Genomic DNA, 7,185 nt, shown 5'->3' with positions numbered 1-7,185 from the left:
CTTATGTTCTTTTTATGAAATCGTCATTTATTTCAAGTGGTAAAGTTCGTTTGGTTATTTACACTTAATATAATGATTAAAGGAATAAATCATGAAAAAAACATTAACGGCGTTATCATTCATTTCCGTTGCATTATTCTCTGCTGCTGTTGCCGCCGGACCGGGAAGCACAGAATATACCTACCGTAACGGCGATAAAATCCGGGTAGCCAGTCCGGAAGCGGAAACATCGCTGTTTAAAGATAAATCAGGGAAACCGGTTTTGGTGATTACATCACCGGATAACCGCGGGATCTCGCATAATATTTTTACTGACTATAATGTCGGCAAGCAAGGCCTCGTCATTCATAATAAAGAAAATGCCAAAACCATTATTAATGAAGTGCTCGGCAACAATAAAACCCACCTGCGCGGTAATACCTTTGTCGCCGGCGGCAAGGCCAGTCTGGTGATTGTTAACCCGAATGGTGTGATCTGTCAGGATTGCAGCTCAACCAATACCTCACTCTATTCTCACCGCGAAACACTGCCGGTGGTTATCAATGCTGCAAAAAATAATGAGGTCATTTTTGATGTCCGCAAACCGCTGCATGCATCAGAACGTCTGACCGGCATCAGTCATAATATTTCCGTAAATTCACCGCGCTGACCCCCTGTTATACCGCCGTTTTCACGGCGGTATTGCTTTTATCAGAAACTTTCCCTGCCGCAGACTGTCATACCTGTAACAACACAGCCCTGTGATCACACCGTATTAACTTAAGAAAACTCTTATTGCGGCGATCACAGAATAACGTATTGATAATACAGATAACTGACTGTGTATCATCAGGGAAAAAAATGACCATTTATGATCTAAAACCGAAGTTTCAGAACTTGCTGCGTCCCGTGGTAATCCGCCTGTTTAATGCCGGAATCACGGCCAACCAGGTCACGCTGGCGGCGATGTTCCTTTCCCTGCTTACCGGTTTCATCCTGATCCTGTTTCCCGATCCGCGCCTGTTTCTGCTTCTGCCGCCGGTGCTGTTTATCCGGATGGCGCTCAATGCCATTGACGGCATGCTGGCCCGCGAACATCACCAGAAAAGCCGCTTCGGCGCGATCCTCAATGAACTGGGCGATGTGGTATCCGATACGATTCTTTATTTCCCGTTTGTCCTGCTGTTTCCGGGAGCAGCCATCTGGATACTGCTGACCCTGTTTCTCTCTGTACTGACTGAATTTATTGGTGTACTGGCACAAACTATCGGGGCATCACGCCGCTATGACGGCCCTGCCGGAAAAAGTGACCGCGCCTTTCTGTTCGGCGCACTGGGTCTGTGGGCGGCGGTTTTTCCCGCATCCCTTGACTCCGCACTGTTTCCGGTGCTGTTTGCGGTCTTTGCCGCCCTGCTGTTTCTTACCTGTTATCACCGTATCCGGCGTGCGTTGCAGGAATCTGCGCAACAAAGCGCATCTCAAAAGGACTGATTATGAGTGTATCTTCTGATTATCCGACTCAGCGTGAATCCATTGAATCTCACTTTACCACCAGTGACCAGCAGCGGTTATTCTTCCGTTACTGGCCTTCCGCAACCGCAGAAAAGAAAGCCATTGTGCTGTTTCACCGGGGTCATGAGCACTCCGGACGTGTGGCACATCTTGCGGATGAGCTGGCGTTACCTGATTTCGCGGTATTTGCCTGGGATGCCAGAGGTCACGGCCGCAATGACGGGCCCAGAGGCTACAGCCCGTCGATGGGCACATCTATCAGCGACATCAATGAATTTATTAACTTCATTTCATCTGAGTATGAAATTCCTATCGAGAACATGGTCGTGCTCGGACAAAGTGTCGGCGCAGTCACCCTGACCGGCTGGGTGCATGATTTCGCACCGAAGATCCGAGGTCTGGTACTGGCTTCTCCGGCCTTTAAAGTCAAACTCTATGTGCCGTTTGCCCGCAGCGGACTGGCGCTGATGCAGAAAATTCGCGGGCTGTTTTATGTTAATTCCTACGTTAAAGCCAAATATCTCACCCACGACCCGGTACGTATCGCCTCATTTGAGCGGGATCCGCTGATCACCCGGCCGATTGCCGTCAATATCCTGCTGGAACTCTACAAAACCGCTGACCGCCTGGTGGCGGATGCTGCCGCGATAACAGTGCCGACTCAGCTGTTTATCTCCGGCAGTGACCACGTAGTGCACCGTAAGCCGCAGAATCAGTTCTATGCGCGGCTTAACACCCCGTATAAAGAAAAACATATTCTGCCGGGGTTCTATCACGACACCCTGGGCGAAAAAGATCGTCATATCCCGCTGGCGGAAATCCGCCGCTTTGTCACCACCCTGTTTGAACAGCCGCGCTATCAGCACGATTACCGGTTTGAGGATGTGTGCAGCGCCGGTGCCGATGCTTATCGTGAATTGCAGGTTCCGCTGCCGGATTACTGCCCGAAAAATCTCGGTTATAAACTGCTCAGCAAAGCGATGTCCACCCTCGGCAAAGCCTCGGAAGGCGTCAGTATCGGCTACGATAAAGGCTTTGATTCCGGATCCACCCTCGATTATGTCTACCGTAACCAGGCTCAGGGCAAAGGCATTTTCGGCCGCATTGTTGACCGCCAGTATCTCAACAGTATCGGCTGGCAGGGGATCCGCCAACGCAAAGTGAATATTGAGAAAATTCTGCGCCGCACCATCCGGGCATTGCAGGAAGAGGGTCAGCCGGTGCGGATCATGGATATCGCTGCCGGTCAGGGCCGCTATCTCTTTGATGCAATTAATGATTACAGCCGGATAGAATCTGTTCTGATGCGCGATTACAGCACCATCAATGTGGAACAGGGTCGTTTACAGATCAAAGAGCGCTTCCTGGAAGACAAAATCCGTTTTGAAGAGGGCAATGCCTTTGATACCGCCGATCTGGCGGCGGTCACCCCGAAACCGACCCTCGGTGTGGTGAGCGGGTTATATGAACTGTTCCCGGAAAACCATCTGCTGCGCGATTCCCTTGCCGGGCTGGCGCAGGCGATTGAAAGCGGCGGTTATCTTGTCTACACCTGTCAGCCGTGGCACCCGCAGGTAGAAATGATAGCCCGCGTTCTGCCGAGCCATCAGGGCGGAAAAGCCTGGGTGATGCGCTGCCGCAGCCAGGGGGAAATGGATGCGCTGGTGGATGAGGCCGGATTTGAAAAACTGGATCAGCTCATTGATAACTGGGGTATTTTCAGTGTCTCAGTCGCCAGACGCCGCTGATTGTTATCATACTGATGAAGATGCGCCTTTTTGCGCATCTTCTGTTTTACAGGGAATGAAAAATTATGTCTGATGCCGCACTGCCGCTGCCCGCTTCCCGCCGTAAACGGTGGGGATTTGCCCTGCTCTGGCTGCTGTTTCTGGCACCTTTCTTTTTTCTGACTTACGGACAGGTCAATACCTATACCGCGTCGCTGCCGTCAGTCCCTTCTTTTGCGTTCAGCTGGGAAACACATATTCCGTTTCTGCCGTGGACAATTATTCCGTACTGGAGCATCGATCTCTTCTACGGATTATCCCTGTTTATCTGCACCTCTCTGCGCGAACAGTGTATTCACGGGCTTCGGCTGGCAGTTGCGTCACTGACAGCCTGCGCCGGGTTCCTGATCTTTCCGCTGAAATTCAGTTTTCTCCGTCCGCAGACAGACGGTACCGCAGGCTGGATGTTTGACCAGCTGGAGATGTTTGATCTGCCGTTTAACCAGGCCCCTTCTCTGCATATCATTCTGCTGTGGCTGCTGTGGCTGCGCTTCCGGGCGCACACACCGCAGAAATGGCAATGGCTTCTGCACCTGTGGTCAATTCTGATCTTAGTTTCTGTACTGACAACCTGGCAGCACCATTTTATTGATGTGATCACCGGTGCCGCCACCGGTGTGGTGATAAGCTATCTGCTGCCGGTAAGTACACGCTGGCAGTGGGCCCCGCACCGTATCCGCCGCGGCTATCAGCTGGCCGGGCGGTACGCCGTTATTTCGCTGGTGCTGATAACAGCGGCTGTCGTGATAGGTGGTCAGGGCTGGTGGCTGCTGTGGCCGGGGCTGGCATTTTTATGCATCACGGCGGGTTATCTCGGGGCCGGCGCATCAGTGTTTCAGAAGGACAGCGCCGGGCGCATTTCACCCTCTGCCGCACTCCTGCTGCTGCCATACCGGATTGCGGCGCAAATCAGCTATTACTGGTATGCAAAACGGTGCCGTCACACCAGTGTGGTCAATGAGCATATCGCGCTGGGTGGTTATCCTGCCGCACCACTGACGGCTGCCGCCGTACTGGATATGACAGGGGAATTTCCCCGCAGTCGCTATACCGCCGGGCTGGCTTATCACTGTCAGCCGCAGCTGGATCTGTTTCCGCTGACAGAGATGCAGATTGAAACGGCGGTGAACAATCTCAGCCGCCTGGCGCAATCCGGTCAGGTTTATGTACACTGTAAACTGGGTTACACCCGCAGTACTACCGTCGTGGTCGCCTGGCTGATACGTGCCGGGCTGGCAGACAATGTGGAGCAGGCGCTGGCGGCCGTCAGACAGGCCCGGCCACAAATTGTTCTGCGGGAACAGACAATTGCCGCCCTGACCCGCTGGGCAGCCCGTTACGGAAAAAACGATGAATAACAGACCTCATGACGAACAGATAATTGTGATTTTTACGGCGGGCTGGCGTTTTTTGGCTGCCTTATCGGTGATGGCCTTTCTGACGCAGTTTCTGCTTTATATTTCCGGTTTTTCCGGTGAATATCCGATGGCGGCGGGGATCCTGTTCTTTCTGTGCGCCATGTATTTTATCTTCCGGTTGTGGCACAATCGTCCGATACCGATATTTTTGATGAATCCCTGACGACACTGTTTCCGGGCAGAGCACAGCACACCCACTTCTCACAGCGCTGGCGCGGCACAAAACGGTTGTTTCAGCAGGGTGCACTCTGTATGGTGCTCCAGTGGGGGGTAACGGTGATTGCCCTGCTTAACTGATGGTCACAGCCGCAGGATATCTTTGACAAACGGAATGGTCAGTTTGCGCTGGGCAACAATCGAGGCATGATCAAGCCTGTCGAGCATATCAAACAGTGTGCGCATCTGACGGTCGAGGCGTTTTAAGATAAAGCGCCCGACATCTTCCGGCAGCTCAAACCCGCGCAGCTTTGCCCGCAGTTGCAGTGCCTGAATTTTTTCGTCATCACTGAGCGGATGAAGTTTGTAAATCTGCCCCCAGTCAAGACGGGAAGCGAGATCCGGTAACTGCAGCGGGATCTGACGCGGTGGTCTGTCCCCGGTGATCAGCAGACAGGTCTTGCCGGTCTCCAGAATGCGGTTATAGAGATTAAACAGCGCCATTTCCCACTCTTCATCCCCCGCAATACACTGCACATTATCAATACAGACCAGCGACAGATGCTCCATACCTTCCAGCACATCCGGCACAAACCAGGCGCGCTTATCCAGCGGTACATAGCCGACCGCCCGGTCTTTGGAAGAGACTTCGGCACAGGCCGCATGCAGCAGATGACTTTTACCGCCGCCGTCACGGGACCAGAAATAGAGATAACTGCCGTGCGGCTGATTGATAGCCGCCTGAATAGCGGATAACAGGGATGCGTTTTCCCCTGCGTAGAAACTGTTGAAAGTCTCATCATCAGGGAGAGAGAGCGGTAATGACAGCTGAGATGGCGTGTTCAGAGTTACCTCGGCCAACGGGTGAACAAACACCGTTAGTTTAACATAAATTCACCGGCTAAATGAACCTTAACAACATACTTCCCGTACTCAGTGACGGAAAAAGCCGCAGAACCAACATACCCGCCTTTACGGGCTCATCAGTCACTGCGGCTTTTTTTGTTATCTGAATCAGTCTTTCTTCACTTCATCCAGATTCACATCCACTACCCGCTCTTCCGGACGGATAATATTCACCAGACGGAACACCAGAGCCAGACCAATGCCGACAACCGTTGCCAGTGCCATGCCTTTCAGTTCAGCCGCACCGATATGGATGGTCGCACCACTGACACCGATAATCAGGATAACCGCCGTCAGAATCAGGTTCTGCGGCTTGTTATAATCCACTTTGGAATCAATCAGCACGCGGATACCGGATGCACCGATAACCCCGTACAGCAGCAGCGATACTCCGCCCATCACCGGCACCGGCACAGCAGCAATCGCGGCAGCCAGTTTACCGACACAGGAGAGCAGAATCGCCAGTACCGCCGCCCCGCCGATAACCCAGGAGCTGTACACTTTGGTGATGGCCATAACGCCGATGTTTTCGCCGTAGGTGGTGTTCGGTGTGGAGCCGAAGAAGCCGGACAATACAGTCGAAAAACCGTTGGCAAACATAGAGCGGTGCAGACCGGGGTCTTTCATCAGATCACGTTTGACAATATTCGCCGTGACCACCAGGTGACCGACGTGCTCGGCAATCACCACCAGCGCGGCCGGTAAGATGGTCAGAATAGCGAACCACTCAAAACGCGGTGTGTAGAATGTCGGCAGTGCAAACCACGGTGCTTCACTTACCGGGGTCAAATCCACCGCGCCCATAAAGAAGGCCAGCGCATACCCGGTCAGCACCCCGATAAGGATCGGGATAATCGCCAGGAAACCGCGGAACACCACAGAGCCGAGAATCGTCACCCCGAGAGTAGTCAGGGAGATAATCAGCGTGGTGCTGTCCGGTGACGCACCATCCGCAATTTTCAGTCCGGCCATACCGGCAGCGGTTCCGGCCAGTTCAAGACCGATAACCGCCACAATCGCCCCCATGGCCGCAGGCGGGAACAACACATTGATCCAGCCGCGTCCGGCGATTTTGACAATCCCCGCCACCAGCATAAATAACAGCCCGCAGATGATAAACCCGCCGAGAGCAAGTTCATACCCGAGCGGCAGTAAAATCAGCACCGGTGAAATAAAGGCAAAGCTGGAGCCCAGATACGCCGGGATTTTTCCTTTACAGATAAACAGATACAGCAGCGTCCCGATACCGTTAAATAACAGGATCGTGGCCGGGTTTACCTGAAACAGGATCGGCACCAGAACAGTAGCACCGAACATCGCAAACAGATGCTGTAAACTTAACGGAATGGTGACCAGCAGTGGTGGGCGTTCATCGACTTCAATAACGCGGCGCGTCATCTTAAACCTCTTAAATGATTACTCAGGGA

At 52.9% G+C, this 7,185-nt stretch carries 7 protein-coding genes; 5 read left to right on the top strand and 2 right to left on the bottom strand.

Annotated elements, in window-relative coordinates; translation table 11 throughout:
- Positions 1-91 precede the first annotated feature (91 nt).
- From GN208_RS14685 to GN208_RS14665, 5 genes are all read left to right on the top strand, one after another.
- Positions 92-649, top strand: coding sequence for a filamentous hemagglutinin N-terminal domain-containing protein (locus tag GN208_RS14685; protein WP_004235269.1), 558 nt, complete (start codon positions 92-94; stop codon positions 647-649).
- Positions 650-840: 191 nt separating this feature from the next.
- On the top strand, positions 841-1,470 hold the full coding sequence (locus tag GN208_RS14680) for a CDP-alcohol phosphatidyltransferase family protein (RefSeq protein WP_004235263.1): 630 nt from the start codon (positions 841-843) through the stop codon (positions 1,468-1,470).
- Between the two features lie 2 nt (positions 1,471-1,472).
- The gene (locus GN208_RS14675) at positions 1,473-3,239 is read left to right on the top strand and encodes a bifunctional alpha/beta hydrolase/class I SAM-dependent methyltransferase (RefSeq protein WP_004235262.1); all 1,767 of its coding nucleotides are present in this window, start codon (positions 1,473-1,475) and stop codon (positions 3,237-3,239) included.
- Between the two features lie 65 nt (positions 3,240-3,304).
- Positions 3,305-4,636: a dual specificity protein phosphatase family protein gene (locus GN208_RS14670; protein WP_004235261.1), complete on the top strand. Its 1,332-nt coding sequence runs from the start codon at positions 3,305-3,307 to the stop codon at positions 4,634-4,636.
- Between the two features lie 153 nt (positions 4,637-4,789).
- Complete coding sequence (locus tag GN208_RS14665; protein ID WP_126117340.1) at positions 4,790-4,993, top strand: hypothetical protein; 204 nt, start codon at positions 4,790-4,792, stop codon at positions 4,991-4,993.
- A gap of 3 nt (positions 4,994-4,996) precedes the next feature.
- On the opposite strand, the gene hda is transcribed toward GN208_RS14665, so the two are convergent.
- On the bottom strand, positions 4,997-5,713 hold the full coding sequence (gene hda / locus GN208_RS14660) for a DnaA inactivator Hda (protein ID WP_004239923.1): 717 nt from the start codon (positions 5,711-5,713) through the stop codon (positions 4,997-4,999).
- Positions 5,714-5,866: 153 nt separating this feature from the next.
- Positions 5,867-7,156: a uracil permease gene (gene uraA, locus GN208_RS14655; protein WP_004235257.1), complete on the bottom strand. Its 1,290-nt coding sequence runs from the start codon at positions 7,154-7,156 to the stop codon at positions 5,867-5,869.
- Positions 7,157-7,185: the final 29 nt, after the last annotated feature.

The sequence above is a fragment of the Morganella sp. HSTU-ASny43 genome, from assembly GCF_022819185.1.
In the GTDB taxonomy this organism is placed as follows: Bacteria; Pseudomonadota; Gammaproteobacteria; order Enterobacterales; family Enterobacteriaceae; genus Morganella; species Morganella morganii.
The sequence above is the reverse complement of the archived record's forward strand: the minus strand, read 5'-3'. Positions and strand labels throughout refer to the sequence as shown.